Source organism: Acidobacteriota bacterium (assembly GCA_003225175.1).
Taxonomy (GTDB): domain Bacteria; phylum Acidobacteriota; class Terriglobia; order Terriglobales; family Acidobacteriaceae; genus Gp1-AA112.
This window is the reverse complement of the sequence record QIBA01000043.1, coordinates 68,285-82,018: the sequence shown is the minus strand read 5'-3', so window position 1 is coordinate 82,018 and position 13,734 is coordinate 68,285. Positions and strand designations below refer to the sequence as shown.

10 protein-coding genes and 1 tRNA gene are annotated in these 13,734 nt (G+C 56.6%); 5 read left to right on the top strand and 6 right to left on the bottom strand.

The annotated features are described in order from the left end of the window. The first annotated feature begins 173 nt into the window (after positions 1-173). The 4 genes from DMG62_11320 to DMG62_11305 all read left to right on the top strand — a co-directional run bounded on the left by DMG62_11320 (position 174) and on the right by DMG62_11305 (position 8,073). Entirely contained in the window at positions 174-3,788 is a 3,615-nt protein-coding gene (locus DMG62_11320) for a TonB-dependent receptor (protein PYY22909.1), read from the top strand. A 382-nt stretch (positions 3,789-4,170) separates the two neighbouring features. Beyond that, complete coding sequence (locus DMG62_11315; protein ID PYY22915.1) at positions 4,171-4,503, top strand: PadR family transcriptional regulator; 333 nt, start codon at positions 4,171-4,173, stop codon at positions 4,501-4,503. Positions 4,504-4,705: 202 nt separating this feature from the next. After that, complete coding sequence (locus DMG62_11310) at positions 4,706-7,261, top strand: hypothetical protein (GenBank protein ID PYY22914.1); 2,556 nt, start codon at positions 4,706-4,708, stop codon at positions 7,259-7,261. A 329-nt stretch (positions 7,262-7,590) separates the two neighbouring features. Further along, on the top strand, positions 7,591-8,073 hold the full coding sequence (locus DMG62_11305) for a hypothetical protein (GenBank protein PYY22908.1): 483 nt from the start codon (positions 7,591-7,593) through the stop codon (positions 8,071-8,073). Between the two features lie 127 nt (positions 8,074-8,200). On the opposite strand, the gene DMG62_11300 is transcribed toward DMG62_11305, so the two are convergent. After that, complete coding sequence (locus DMG62_11300) at positions 8,201-8,662, bottom strand: hypothetical protein (protein ID PYY22907.1); 462 nt, start codon at positions 8,660-8,662, stop codon at positions 8,201-8,203. Between the two features lie 14 nt (positions 8,663-8,676). Next, complete coding sequence (locus tag DMG62_11295; protein PYY22906.1) at positions 8,677-9,015, bottom strand: transcriptional regulator; 339 nt, start codon at positions 9,013-9,015, stop codon at positions 8,677-8,679. A 168-nt stretch (positions 9,016-9,183) separates the two neighbouring features. Here DMG62_11295 and DMG62_11290 point away from each other — a divergent pair, with 168 nt between their 5' ends. Continuing rightward, positions 9,184-9,690 (top strand): hypothetical protein, encoded by a 507-nt coding sequence (locus DMG62_11290; protein PYY22913.1) that lies wholly within the window; start codon positions 9,184-9,186, stop codon positions 9,688-9,690. Positions 9,691-9,976: 286 nt separating this feature from the next. Here the strand turns inward: DMG62_11290 and DMG62_11285 are convergent, their stop codons facing one another. From DMG62_11285 to DMG62_11270, 4 genes are all read right to left on the bottom strand, one after another. After that, positions 9,977-10,507, bottom strand: coding sequence for a hypothetical protein (locus tag DMG62_11285; GenBank protein PYY22905.1), 531 nt, complete (start codon positions 10,505-10,507; stop codon positions 9,977-9,979). A gap of 65 nt (positions 10,508-10,572) precedes the next feature. Continuing rightward, complete coding sequence (locus tag DMG62_11280; protein ID PYY22904.1) at positions 10,573-10,935, bottom strand: hypothetical protein; 363 nt, start codon at positions 10,933-10,935, stop codon at positions 10,573-10,575. A 23-nt stretch (positions 10,936-10,958) separates the two neighbouring features. Continuing rightward, a tRNA-Thr gene (locus DMG62_11275) sits at positions 10,959-11,034 on the bottom strand. Between the two features lie 151 nt (positions 11,035-11,185). Next, positions 11,186-13,657 carry a hypothetical protein gene (locus DMG62_11270; GenBank protein PYY22903.1) on the bottom strand — a complete coding sequence of 824 codons (2,472 nt, stop codon included), beginning with the start codon at positions 13,655-13,657 and terminating at the stop codon, positions 11,186-11,188. Between the last annotated feature and the right edge of the window lie 77 nt (positions 13,658-13,734).

Genomic DNA, 13,734 nt, shown 5'->3' with positions numbered 1-13,734 from the left:
CTGGTGAGCTGCCTGTTTGAATGCGCGAGAGATCATTAGACAAATTAGTACGTCATAAAAATTACACCTACCTGAATTGACGCTCGTCCCTGATCTTCTGTCGCCATACGCCTACTGCGCTTGCTGTCTCTGAATTGCTGTGCTCAAGCTGCTCATAAAAAACGTGATTTTTGATGGGCAGGTGGGATATAAATCATTCGCTTCTGCAGCACTCAAATCCTCGAACCGGTGGGGCGAATATGAGAACACGGATCTTTTTGTTGTCGGCGTCGCTAATAGTGGTTTGCGTGTGTTGGGGGCAAGTGAACAACGCGAGCCTCACTGGTCTGGTAACTGATCCTTCCGGGGCGGTGGTTGTCGGGGCAAAGGTGACGCTTACCAACACAGCTACGAACGTGGAACAGGCCACTACGACCACGGCAAGCGGATATTACGATTTTCCCGTCGTGCAGGTGGGCAGGTATAGGCTCAAAGTTGAGCACCAGAATTTTCAGACAGGCGTTTCCGATGTCACTCTCGAGGTAGGGGAACACGGACGGCAAAACGTTCCGCTCAAGATCGGCTCTTCGCTTGAGACGGTAACGGTCGAGAGCGCGGTGCCTCTGCTGGATACGCAGGACGCCTCACCCGGCGAAGCTGTCGAGAACAAGCTTATCAATACCGCGCCGCTTAGCGCCCGCAATTGGGACGACCTACTGGGGCTGGTTCCCGGAGTGCAAGCTGATCGCTATACCGAACAGGGGGGCGGCACGGCTGCCGGTCGTACGGGAGGAGCCAACGTCCACGGGGTTCGATCACTGCAAAACAACTTTGTGCTCGATGGGGTTGACAACAATTCCTTTTCGGAAAACGTGCAGGAGTTAACCACCCAGATCATCCGGCCTTCCGTAGATGCCATCCAGGAGTTCAAGGTCTCGACCAACCCGTATTCCGCCGAGAATGGGCGCAGCCCAGGATCACTCATCAGCGTCACTACCAAGAACGGTACCAATACATTTCATGGCGGCGTGTACGAGTACTTGCGCAACCGCATCTTCGATGCCAATGACTACTTCACCAATCGCGCGGGACGAGCCAAGCCGGAAAAGGTGCAAAACCAGTTTGGCGGTCTGATCGGCGGACCGGTGATAAAAAATAAGGCGTTCTTCTTCTTTAATTACGAGGGCACCCGCATCCGTACTGGCCGTTTCTACCAGGCGAGTGTGCCAACCGTGAACGAACGGCTGGGCAACTTCTCAGCAGCTGCTGGTACGGCGAACCGCGTCACTTATGCCCAGATTTTCGACAACGTTGGGTCGTGCATCCCGAAGGTAAACGGCGTCGCTCAGCCATTCCCGAATAATCAAATCCCTTCTTCTTGCATCGATGCAGCGTCAGCCAAGATCCTGGGGCTGGTTCCCGGATCGAACTTTACTCCGGCGAGCGGCCCGTTGAACGCGAATGACTTTGTCAATACCCGCACTCTCTCGGACGATGGCAACAGCTACACCGGACGCTTCGATTGGAACCCGACGCAGGCCAATAACCTTTGGGTCCGCTACAGCAATACGCACCGCCTGCGCTATGTCCCAGGTACCTTCGGCGGGATTCTTGACGGCACAAGCACGTCGGCTGCCGGTCGGTTGACTATGAATGCCGCCAGCGCTTCGATTGGTTGGAATCACCTGTTTGGTCCCACGCTGGTAAATGAATTTCGCATCGGTTGGGGACGCGATTGGTCCCATGGCGTACAAGATCCTTTCGGCTTGAACAAGGAATCGGACTTTATCCAGGGCGTTGCCGATAATCCTCTATATAACGGTGGAATTCCCCGCATCGCCATCAGCGCCCGCGGCGGCACACAAAGCAACACCACCAGCACTCTAAGTGGAGTTGATAATTGGGGCTCGCCTGACTTTCTACCCAAGCAGCAGTTCACCAATCAATTTCAGTGGATGGATACGATCGATCTCACCAGAGATAAGCACCAGCTTCGCTTTGGCGTAGATGCCCGTCTGCCGATGCGTAACATTTTTCTCGATGTGCCCGCGATGCGCGGCCGCATGAGCTTCGATGGCGCGCGTACCAGTAACGGCACCACTACCACCGGAATTAGTGTGGCCGACTTCCTGCTCGGATATGTGCAATCTGCCGAACTGGCGAATCCGCTGATGTCGGATGCGCGGCTCTGGATGCTTTCAGAGTTCGTGCAGGATGACTGGAAAATATTCCCGAAACTGACCCTGAATCTGGGTCTCCGCTACGACTATGCAACCTGGCCCTACAGCGGCAATGATCACATGCTGAACGTTCTCAATCCGAATCAGGCTGCAGTGAACGCGACCGCAACTTTGTTCTGCGCGGGATCGAGTCAGCCGGCGCCGTGCTCTCCCGCGGCCTCGCCTTTCGGCCGCACGCTGGTGAAGCCCGACAAGAACAATTTCGCGCCACGCGTCGGCATCGCCTGGCAAGTTACACCCAATACCGTGGTGCGCACGGGCTACGGGCGCTTCTATATGCTTTTCGAGCGCGCCGGAAGCGAAGATCAGATGTACTTGAACCCGCCATATCTGGTGGATAAAGCCGTGAGCGCACCTTCCACCAGCACCACAGCCAACAACATGCGCGTGGCCACTGGCTTCAATCTGTCGCTCGATCCCAGCGCCCTGAACCTGACGCAGATCCGCTTCCGCACCGTGAATCCGAACAACGTGCAGCCAGAAGTTGATCAGTGGAACCTTGGCATCGAGCACGGATTGCCTGGCGGGGTTGTAGCCACAGCGGAGTACGTCGGCACAAAAGGAACCCATCTTTCCGTCCTGATGAATCTGAATCAGCAGTACTTCGACTCGCAGGGGCGCGCGTGTGTCGCGGTTGGCACTGCCTCGCCCAATTGTCCCAATCTGGGAGCTCCCGGAACGGGCATTTTGCCCTACCTCGAATACCAAAACCTGGGCGCGATCGAGTGGCGTAACAACGCCGGAAACTCTACCTATCATGGCTTGGAGCTGAGCGCCAACAAGCGCTTCAGTCATGGGCTTTCATTCACCTCCTCTTACACCTGGTCGCATTCCATTGACACCTCTATGGAGCAGTTGTTCGGCGGGGGCTCGAACACGTTTTTGCAGAATATGCACGATCTGCGACAGTGGCGGGGAAACAGCGACTTCGATGTTCGTCATCGGCTGGTCTTCAGTTATGTGTACGAACTTCCATTTGGCCCAGGACATAAACTCGCCAGCAGCGGCCCGCTGTCGCACCTCGTCAGAGAGTGGCACGCCAGCAGCATCACCTCCATACATACAGGCCGGCCTTTCACCATTTTCTCAGGCAACAACAACAGCCTGGTGCAGGTTGGGGGTCAGCTTGGCAGCGCATTAGGTGATTGCCTGCGGGGCTCGGTCTCTGGAGGTGTCTCTGAGGACCGTTTAGGGAACGGTCCAGCATTCTTCGATGTCACGGCGTTCGCGGTGCCAAGCGCCGCCAGCCCTACGGGTACGGGAACTGTGCCGCGCCTGGGCACATGTCCTCGAAATACTCTGTACGGACCGGGCCTAACCAACGTCGACTTCAGCTTGGGGCGCACCTTCGGCTACTTCGGCGAGGGCCGCAGCCTTGAGTTCCGCTGGGAGGCATTCAACCTGCTCAACACTCCTTACTTCGGCCTGCCGCAGCATGACGTATCGAGCTGTAGCTCGATCAATGGCGTTGCCGCGACGGCACCGAATCACTGTGGAAATTTCGGTAGGATTACGAGCCTGCAAGGAGATCCGCGAACGATGCAGTTCTCGCTACGATTCATGTTTTGACAGAACACAAGCTCTTCTCTCATTTCAACGTGGTGCCGGTTACTGCAAGAAACGTCTTTGGCTGGGTGGCCAAACCGGCGCCGAAGGCGCGTCATTTCCGTAGTCCATGTGCGATCCAGCCATGGATACCGAGATGCACAGCATTGCGAGCCCGTAGGGCGGAATTCTTAGCCGCGTGAATCTCGTTCGCATCGCCGGCATCCGCATGAATACCGCCCCTACGTGCTCGGGATCCAACCTGTACGCATTCCCATGGCTCGCCGCACATGGGCTACAAGAATCCCGCGCCTTCGCGCTTTCGTACGGCGACCAGGGACAGTCTAAGCCGATTGACACGGCAGTGCCTCAGCAATATATTGCATAGACATATATGGCAGCATCAATGCTGGATCGTGAACTGAAAAAGGGCAGCGCAGAACTGATGATCCTCTCGCTGGTGGAGGACCGGGCGCGGCATGGGTACGAGATCAGCAAGCTCATTGAGACGCGTTCAGGCGGGACGTTGCGCTTTAATGTCGCCTCTCTCTATCCCCTCCTTTATCGGCTGGAAGACCGCGGGTGGATTCAGGGACGCTGGACGGAAAAACCGGGCCAGCGGCGTCGTCGGTACTACAAATTGACCGCCTCTGGACGCAAGGTGCTGAGAGCGCAGCGCAATACCTGGCAATCGTTTGTCGCAGCTATGAGCCGGATTACGGGGTTGGAGAATGCCTGAATTCAGAGATGAAGTCAGAAAACGCCTGGCCTCGCTGAAGCTCGAAGCCACGCGCGAAGCGGCGATTGTTGAAGAGCTGGGCCAGCACCTGCAGGATCGCTACGCAGAGCTGAAGGCCCGAGGAGCTTCGGAGCAACAGGCATACGACACCGTTCTGGCCGAACTCGACGAGCGCGATCTGCTGACCAAAGGGCTACGGCGAATGCAGCGTCAGCCACGCTTTGAGCCCGTTCCTGCAGGCGGGCCGTGGCACGGAGGCTTCGTCGCCCATCTCGGTCAGGATTTGCGCTATGCCTTGCGGAGCTTGCGGCTCAGTTCGGGATTCGCTACCGTCGCGGTTTTGTCGCTCGCGCTGGGCATTGGAGCGAACACCGCGATCTTCCAGCTGCTGAACGCAGTGAGACTGCGCAGCCTGCCGGTAAGCAATGCAGAGGAGCTGGTATACCTGAAGCCCTCCAACAGCCACGGGCGGTCTGGAAATTTTCGCGGCAGCTTCCCTACGTTCACGAACCCGATTTGGGAACAGATTCGCGATCATCAGCAAGCATTTTCCGGGATCGCCGCATGGAACTCGACCAGCTTCAATCTCGCGACCGGCGGAAGGTCACGCATTGCCCGCGGGATTTACGTAAGCGGCGACTTCTTTAACATGCTCGGCATCCTGCCAACGGCTGGGCGGTTGATTTCGGCAGTTGACGATACGAAGGGCTGCGGCTTGCCGGGAGCGGTGATCAGCTTCCCATTTTGGCAACGTGAGTATGGCGGCAACGCGTCGGCTGTGGGCAGCAAGCTAACACTTGACGGACACCCAGCGGAGATCATCGGCGTGACTCCGGCCGGCTTTTATGGCATGGAGGTGGGAAACTCGTTTGATGTTGCCGTACCCGTCTGCAGCGAAGCCCTCATCGATGGCGAGTGGAAGGTCCTCGATCGTCGCGACGGATGGTGGCTGGCCATCGTGGGCCGCCTAAAACCAGGATGGACGCCGGCTAAAGCAACCGCACAGTTGGAGTCCATATCGCCGGGAATCTTTCAGGCGACTCTTCCGGATCGGTACAAGGAGAAAGAGGCGAAGCAGTTCCTGGCGTGGAAGTTGGCGGCCTATCCGGCGAGTGCTGGGATTTCTAACCTGCGCACGGAATACGAGCAGCCCTTGTGGATGCTGCTGGCCATCGCGGGAACTGTGTTGCTGATTGCCTGCGCCAATCTGGCGAACCTGATGTTTGCCAGAGCGAATGCACGCGAACGGGAAATCGCAGTGCGGCTGGCATTGGGCGCGTCGCGTACCCGACTGCTCCAGCAGTTGATGATGGAAAGCCTGCTCGTAGCCGCAATTGGGGCAGCGGCGGGGGTGGTGCTCGCGCAAGTTCTGACTCGAGTCTTGCTATCTTTCCTCACCACGCGCGGTGGACAAGTACAGCTGGATGTCACACTCGATTGGAGAGTGCTTGGCTTCAGCGGATTGGTCGCGTTGATCACGTGCCTCTTGTTCGGACTGACGCCGGCTATGCGAGCCACGGCTACCCCGCCCATTGTGGCAATGAAGGCCGGAGCACGCGGAGCGATCGGCGGGCGCGATCGACTCGGAATGCGTCGAGTGCTGGTGGTTGCGCAGGTGGCGCTGTCGATGGTGTTGCTGGTCGGCGCATTTCTGTTCGTGCGGAGCTTTCAAAAACTCGTCTCCGTTGATGCCGGTTTTCGGCAGACGGGAATCCTGGTGGCCGATCTTGATTTTACTCAGCTCAATATTCCCCTTGAGACAAGGAACAACTTTAAGCAGCAACTTGTAGATCGTTTACAGGCTCTTCCCGGAGTGGAATCTACTGCGGGAGTCTCCATCGTTCCGGTAAGTGGAAATGGATGGAATGATTCCGTCCACACCAACGCTTCGGGAGAAGAGCTGCAGGAAGTTTCCTGGTTTGATCGGGTTACTCCGGGATTCTTCAAGACGATGGGCACTCCGATTCTTCGCGGGCGCGACGTAAGCGTCTCTGACACGCTTAACTCTCCAGCGGTCGCAGTGGTGAATGAGACATTCGTACGAAAACTCTTTAAAGACAAAGATCCGCTGGGACAGACGTTCAAAGTGGACGAAGGCGCGGGCAAACCGGAATCGGTGTATCAGGTCGTAGGCGTTGTAAAAGACACGAAGTACCGCACGCTGCGCGAGGAATTGACCCCAATAGCTTTTGTCCCGCGCGGTCAGGACAAGCATCCTGACACGAGCTGCGCCATTGTCATGCGCTCCGACCTGCCGCTCGATTCGCTTACGACGGCGGTCGAGCATGCGGTGGGGGAGATTAATCCGGCAATCCTGATTCAGTTCACGGTATTAAAGACACAGATTCGCGATACGCTCGTTCGCGAACGGCTGATGGCATCGCTCTCCGGGTTCTTTGGAGTACTGGCTGCGGTACTTACGACGATCGGCCTTTATGGGCTGATCTCCTACATGGCCGTGCGCCGGCGCAACGAGATCGGCATTAGAATGGCCCTCGGGGCTGACCGGATGCGCGTGCTCAAACTCGTCATGGGGGAAGCGGTTGAACTGCTTGGCATCGGGCTCGTGGCCGGAGCGGCGCTCTCGTGGTGGGTGTCGCGCACCGCACGCAGCATGTTATTCGCAGTGAAGAACACTGACCCGGCTATCTTCGGCGCGGCTGTGGCATTGCTCGCCATTGTCGCCATGGCCGCAAGCTTTCTTCCAGCGCAAAAGGCCTCGCACTTGGATCCCTTGGAAGCTCTGCGAGAGGAATAAGCAAGCAGCCCCGTGGCCCAGCGCGTTGTCTGTTTCAGTTTGGCACTTCAAGAAATAGGGTGCCCCTCCTGACTCGATGTTCGCGTGATCAGCCCTGGTGTTCTTTCTTGTTCTCGATTTTTTCATTCGCCAATTCTGTTCGGAACCTAATTCGGCTGTGGTTATTGCGCCGTTTCTCGCCGAGGACAAAAATCAAGAGCGGAGTTCCGCACATTCTTGAATCCCACGCTTGCGAACGGCGCGCGCAAGGATGGGGGCATCCTTTACCCGGGAGTCTGACGCCAAAACCACAACGGGAAGGCCGAGTCACCCGCCTGGAGGGACTACCGATGCAAACTCTGACGAAGCGATTTTTAGTTCTCCTTGCCTGTACAGCCTTAACGTCCGTTCATGCCCAATCTGTGCCAGATCCGTTTTCAATCACCCTCGCTGCTAAAACTGCGACTGTAAAACGCGGTACTAGCGTTTGGGTGAAAATACAGCTCACGAATAATTCCGCTCAAGATCTCGACGAAAGCGGCACGATCAATGGTATGACAGGGGCTGATCCTAATCTTTCGTTCAAGGTCCGGGATGAAGACGGAAAGTTGAAACAGAAAAAGGTGCATAAACATCCGGAGCTAGCAAGCGGCAAGCCGATCAATCGCACGATAGCGCCAGGAGAAACACTTGAGGAGGAGCAAGACGTGAGTCGGTTGTTCGATATGACCGAGCCTGGCAGCTACGTAATTGAAGTATCTCGGCGCGCCTCGGATGCGCAAAAAGACAAATTGGTGAAGTCAAATACAATTACAGTGACTGTGCTCCCGTAGAAGAAAACTGGACCGCGATGGAAGCCGTTCCCGTTGTTTTCAATGAGACGTTCTGACTGCAATGGACAGCCGGACGGGCGGTGAACCCTTTCTCCCAGGTTCCGCGTTGACGGCAACTGAGACTCACTCAACTGCGCACAACGTGCTTCGCCAAGCCGGCGAGGCAGCCCTGCCAGCCATGCTCATGTTGGCTTCGAGTGGAAGCGTCGGGGATGTGCTCGTGGATCACAATCACTTCGGTGCCCTTCTCGCGTCGCTCGAAGCTTACCGTCACGATCTCCGGAGCCTGCGGCGTCGATTCAATTTGCCAGGTGTAGACCAGCCTGGTTGGCGGCTCCACAACGCGGTACTCGCCGGTAATCCAAACTTCTTTGCCGTCGGGAAGCCGATTCCCAATTCGGTATCTGCCTCCGACGCGCAAATCCACAGCCGCGCCGATGCAGATAACGCCTTGGGGCCCCCACCATTGTTTCAGGTGCTCCGGCTTAGTCCAGGCCGCGAACAGCCGCTCCGGCGTCGCGGCGATGGTTTTGCGCACTACCAGCCTCAAAGTCTCCCGCCGGCTTGCTGTCTCTTCGGGCACTGGCATCTCCGTTCGTTTGTCTATTCATGTTTGCTGTGTTCGACGTAGGCGACGAGCGAGTCGAGCGTCCCCTCCCAGAAGTGGCGATAGTGGTTGAGCCACTGCTGTATGCCGGCGAGCGGCTCCGCCCGCAATGAGCACCGGTGCACGCGGCCATCGACATTTCTTGCCACCAGACGAGCCTTTTCCAGCACGCGGATATGCCGCGAGACGGCCGGCAGTGACATGCGAAATGGCTCTGCCAATTCGGTGACCATCGCCGGACCATCGGCCAGCCTGGCCAGCAACGCTCGCCGCGTGCGATCGCCCAGAGCGTGGAAAACCGCGTCAAGCCTGGCGTCGGGCAAAGATCGTTTCATTTTCCTGGTTGACAACATACATCTGCTTCCCGTATAGGAATTAGATATTAAACAATCTTGTTAAATATTACCAGCGCGCCCAGTGGATCGAAGTTCAAGCGGAGCGCTCAGCATACGGAGGAATCCACGATGTCTTCTTTCTCAAGTCGCCGGGAATTTTCGCTGCGCATGGCGTCCGCCTGTTCGCTGCTTGGCCTTTCCGGATTGCCAGCGCTAGTCTCGCCCGCCTCGGCCTTCGCCGCCGAAGGCAACGAGATCTCCAGGCAGGAGGAAGCCATTCATCAAGAAGTGGCGTTCAAGGCAGCTCCTGACCGCGTGTACAAGGCGCTGACCGATCCATCACAGTTCAGCAAGATCAGCGAGCTCAGTATGCCGGGCGCGACCGCCAGCATCAGCAGCGAGGCCGGCGGAACATTTTCCTTGTTCAAAGGCCACATCACCGGACGCCATATCGAGCTCGTGCCGAATCAGCGCATCGTGCAGGCGTGGCGCGACGACGGCTGGGCGCCCGGCGTCTATTCCATCGCCAAATTCGAGCTGCATCAGTCGGGTGCGGGCACAGAACTCGTCTTCGACCATACCGGCTTTCCGCAAGGCAGCGCGCCCCACTTGGCAACCGGCTGGAAGAGTCATTACTGGGATCCCATGGCAAAGTTCCTGGCGCAGAGCAAGTAGAGAGTGCTGACTGCCTACGGCTGTTCTCGCCATAACATGGCCGCCGTTTCTGCCGAATACCAGCCGAAGTAGATTCCCGAAACGGAATAGGCGATGAAGAGCCGCGGAAACAAGAAACAACAGCAGGGCTGATCACGTTCAGAGCATCGTAATTTTTGCAGTTCCAGAATGAAACAGACAAACAGGCTCGGCTACTTGCGGGAGCTACGTGGAAGTGAACTGCTTCCGCTCTTGGTTCTTGTCTCTTGACTGAGTGTGCCCACAGCTCGCCCAGACAAACTCGAGCTTACAGAAGCTGTTTCAATTCCGACTCGAAGACATCGGTGTATTCGAAACCGATCACTTTCTTGCGCAGCACGCCTTTCCGATCGTAGAGCAGCGTTGTCGGCAGTCCTTCGAGGCCGCCAAAGTTTTGCAGAAGATCATCGGTCGCGACCACCAAGGGATAATGAACGCCCATCTTTTTCGCGAATCTGAGAGGATCTTCGGGGTCGGCCATCATGTTGGCTTTGAATCCGATTACCGCAAAACCTCTCGCGCCATAACGGTCTGCGAGTTTCTGATAACCGGGCATCTCCTTCTTGCAGGGCCCACACCACGTTGCCCAGAAGTCGATGAGCACAGCTTTGCCGCGAAGGTCGGCAGACGAGACTTCGCGTCCCTGCAGATCTTTTGCAGAGAACTCTGGCAGGCGCGAGCCAATCTCACCATCCGCAACTCTAACTTCGTTCGCTTGGAGCGGTTTCGCCGGATGATTGCATCCGGCGAAACCGCGAGGCAGAGCAACAGCAAGATAGATCGGGAAACTATTTCGCACTTAGATCCGTCCTTTGGGTGAAAACACGAATACGACAACGCGAGAGCGCAACTGGACGGAAGAAATCAGATTCTCAGAACGGAACTGGTTCGACTGTGATCGGGCGGCGGAGAAGCATCGATGATCCAGACACGTGCAAATCCTTGCTCGAAGATCGAATCAATGATTGGCGGGAGCGCAGCTGCAACCACAACGGGAGCGCTGGATGGTGCCTGCGACGTTGCTAATGCAGGTTGCGCAGTGGAGGCCGCACGCTTGCAGCAAGGGTGATCTGATTGCGACGAATCGTCGCATTGCCCACCCATGGATTTGCAGCAGGCGTGCTCCTCCGCGCTAAGAACCTCACCCGGAATCAGGCATCGCAGAGCAGGCGCAGCCGTCCATACGAACAACAAAACAACAACAAACGTGGAGCGCGCCTTTGCCATGGTGGTATGCAGCCGGGAAGCTCTGGAGCCGACGATCGGACTTGAACCGATGACCTGTCGATTACGAATCGACTGCTCTACCAGCTGAGCTACGTCGGCCCTCTGTTTCGATTTTATCGTTCACTGAACGGAATCGCCAAATAGCTGGGGAGCTTCGAGGCTACGCAGCTCGGAAGCTGCCCTTCCCGAAAAACGAAGACCCCAGCCTTGCGGCTGGGGTCTTCTGCGAGGGCCCCGGGCTTGAAGGTGCTCAGTTCACCTTGGCGGCTCGAGGAACTTCTTGAGGAATGTCTACCCCGGAGTGGTGTTGTTGCTTTACCACGTACATGCGGCGGTCGGCTTCGGCGAGCAGTTGTTCCGCGTCGCGTCCATCCTTGGGATAGTAGGCGGAGCCCACGCTCAGCGAGACGATCTCCTCACCCGTCACTTGTCTTCCTGCTTCGATGGCAAGCTGGTTGAAGTAGTAGGACTTTTCCAAGCTTGCTTCCGGAGCGAGTCCAGGAGCGACGATTACGAACTCGTCGCCGCCCATGCGCGCTACGTAATCATATTCGCGGCAAGACTCCTTCAACTTTTGTGCGAATACTCGGAGCAGACGATTGCCTTCCAAGTGTCCAAAGCGATCGTTCACCTGCTTGAATCCATCGAGGTCGCAAACAAGCACTGTGAGAGCTTCTTCGTGGCGGCGGCAACGGGACATCTCTCGATCCAGGTGCAGGAACAGCGAACGCGCATTGGGCAATCCGGTGAGGTAGTCGGTGGTTGCCGACGTCTCGGCCAGCCGGTACTTCAATGCGTTCTCGATGGACAATCCAAGCTTGGAGGCGATCGCCAGCAGAATGCGAAGGTGATCGTTAGTGAATGCGTCCTTTTCGGAGTGATACAAGGCCAGTACGCCCAGAACGCCCTGCAGTCCCTCAAGGGGCACTGCTAGCGCGGAACGGAGTGTGCTGAACTTAGTGTCGTCGGCCAGATATCCAGGTTCTACGGATGGATTGCCATTCACGATGGCCTTGCGGTTCTGCGCGACCCATCCAGAGAGACCTTGTCCCATCGGGATCTGCAATGATGAGAACAACCGGAAGTTGTCGCCGGTGACGAACTCAGGCACGAGTCGGTCTTCCTTCTTGCAGTAGATGGCAATCGAGTCGTAAGGAATCAGTCGCTTCAGGCGGACTGATAACACAGAGAGCGTCTCGTCGAGAGACAGCGAATTGCCGATCGTCTGGCTAAGCTCGAAAAGCATCTGCGCTTCCTGACGAGCGCTCGCGATCGATGACAGGAACTCGACTTGATGTGCCTTTTGCACAACCAATTGTTCGTCGTGCTTGGCTTCGTTGTGCTCGAGTCCAGCAGCAGGCGTGCCCTTTTCGACTTTGAGGTCCGTCGAGAGCTTCACCAGTGGATGATCCTGATCCTGCGCTTTCCGTTCCAGTTCCTGATAGTGCTTCTTCAGTTCGGCGACTACTACCGGATCGAAGCTGGTGCCTGCTTCCATCTCTACGTGCCGCATGGCTTCATCCAGCGGCAGCGCGCGGCGATATTGACGATCGGATGCGAGCGCGTCCAAGCAATCCACTGCAGCCAGAATGCGGGCTCCGATCGGAATCTCTTCTCCACGCAGGCCGAAGGGATATCCACTACCGTCCCACTTTTCGTGGTGAGCGCGCACGATAGGAACTACCGGATACGGGAACTGCACGCGTTGCAAAATCTCTGCCCCAACGATCGGGTGAATTTTCATCTTCTCGAATTCTTCCGGGGTCAACTTGCCGGGCTTAGAGATGATGTGTTCGGGCACCGCCAATTTGCCTATGTCGTGAAGTAATGAGGCCGCACGAAGCGCCTCGAGCTCTTCTTCAGAAACCTTCAGTTGTTTTGCAATTTCGACCGCATATACGCGTACACGCTTAAGGTGTTCATGCGTGGTGTGATCTTTGGCTTCAATCGCCAAGGCCAGCGCCTCAATGGTTCGCAAGTGCAGCGCAGCCATATCCTCAACGTGATTCTTCTCGTGCTCAAGGCGCTCGAGGTACAGGCGATACGAACGATAAATCCAGTACACGGCCGGGAAGGCGAGCAGCGATGTCTCCCATCCAGCATGCTGGTTAATGAGGTGTGCCAGTCCCGTCAATGCCGCGCCAAACAGATAGTAGGGGAAGCACCAGAAGTAGCATTCCTTCCAAGTCTTCGTGACTGGTTTGTGCTCAGTAAGCGAAATCACTCCCGCGATTGGAATCGTATTGGCTAGGAAGTACACGGAAGCCGCGACGACAAGCGATAGTGGAAGACTGTGCGCGAACCAGCGGCTGTTTACAAATTCGTACGATGAATATGCAGCCCCGATTGCGAGTGCGTTACCGCCCAGGTTGAACGTCAGATGAACAGGAGTTATTTTGCGGGACTTCCAGAGGCTTTGAGTAACGATGCCTGTGAGCCCAATGAGCAGCGTTTCCGGAAGATTCAGTTCGACGATACCGAGCAGGACGAAGAGAAAGTTAACCGACATCGTCCCATTCACGCCCGGCAAGCTGACCTTTAACCCGGACGCAACCGCCGCAATAACGATGTAAACAACCAGCCGCACCAGATCCTGGGCGTGCCAGTTGAGCATTCCATAGGCGAACACTGAGGCGCCTGAGAATGCAATCAAAGTGATGAATGCACCAGCCTTAAGTCGGTCTGCCTGCATTGAAAACCCTCGCGACCTGTTTGGGTGCATTTCTCCTGCCACGCGTACCTGTGCATAGAAAACTGACCTGCGGCCTTTATTTTGTGCTACTTAGATATGAGAACCGA

Excerpts from the sequence above, each read along its gene's own strand:
- DMG62_11270 (PYY22903.1), bottom strand. The coding sequence starts at position 13,657 with ATGCACCCAAACAGGTCGCGAGGGTTTTCAATGCAGGCAGACCGACTT.
- DMG62_11295 (PYY22906.1), bottom strand. The coding sequence starts at position 9,015 with ATGAAACGATCTTTGCCCGACGCCAGGCTTGACGCGGTTTTCCACGCT.
- DMG62_11320 (PYY22909.1), top strand. The coding sequence starts at position 174 with ATGGGCAGGTGGGATATAAATCATTCGCTTCTGCAGCACTCAAATCCT.
- DMG62_11305 (PYY22908.1), top strand. The coding sequence starts at position 7,591 with ATGCAAACTCTGACGAAGCGATTTTTAGTTCTCCTTGCCTGTACAGCC.
- DMG62_11300 (PYY22907.1), bottom strand. The coding sequence starts at position 8,662 with ATGCCAGTGCCCGAAGAGACAGCAAGCCGGCGGGAGACTTTGAGGCTG.
- DMG62_11310 (PYY22914.1), top strand. The coding sequence starts at position 4,706 with ATGCAGCGTCAGCCACGCTTTGAGCCCGTTCCTGCAGGCGGGCCGTGG.
- DMG62_11290 (PYY22913.1), top strand. The coding sequence starts at position 9,184 with ATGGCGTCCGCCTGTTCGCTGCTTGGCCTTTCCGGATTGCCAGCGCTA.
- DMG62_11315 (PYY22915.1), top strand. The coding sequence starts at position 4,171 with ATGCTGGATCGTGAACTGAAAAAGGGCAGCGCAGAACTGATGATCCTC.
- DMG62_11280 (PYY22904.1), bottom strand. The coding sequence starts at position 10,935 with ATGGCAAAGGCGCGCTCCACGTTTGTTGTTGTTTTGTTGTTCGTATGG.